1 pseudogene is annotated in these 531 nt (G+C 26.9%); it reads left to right on the top strand.

Going from position 1 to position 531, the window contains the following annotated elements:
* Positions 1 to 170 precede the first annotated feature (170 nt).
* A pseudogene (gene vraT, locus IE142_RS40385) lies at positions 171 to 531 on the top strand (cell wall-active antibiotics response protein VraT); the annotation flags it as partial.

Raw genomic sequence — 531 nt, forward strand, 5'->3', positions numbered from 1 at the left:
ATACATGATAATGATATTGATATGATTAAATCACAATTAAATGATGCTGAGTCTTATTATGCGAGAATTGAAGCGGATATAAATTTACAATCTAGAATGAAAATAACTACTGAAGAAGCATTCCACTTTATATATCATATGAGTGCTGTAGCATAGAAAGGTGGCGAAATATGACACGCAAATATATATCAACTGAAATGTTGATTATTTTTACTGCTTTAATGATTATTGCTAATTTTTACTATATATTTTTTGAAAAAATTGGCTTTTTACTAGTACTCCTATTAGGATGTGTACTTGTATATGTAGGGTATGTGTATTTTCATAAAGTAAGAGGACTACTATCTTTTTGGATAGGAACCTTATTAATTGCTTTTACACTTTTGTCTAATAAGTACACGATTATTATTCTATTTATATTTTTAATTGTAGTCATCATACGTTATTTGGTTTATAAGTTTAAACCATTAAAAGTGATTGCTACAGATGAAGACATCACATCACCCATTTTTATTAAGCAAAAATGGTTTT

The sequence above is a fragment of the Streptomyces mutabilis genome (assembly GCF_014649815.1).
GTDB lineage: Bacteria > Actinomycetota > Actinomycetes > Streptomycetales > Streptomycetaceae > Streptomyces > Streptomyces mutabilis.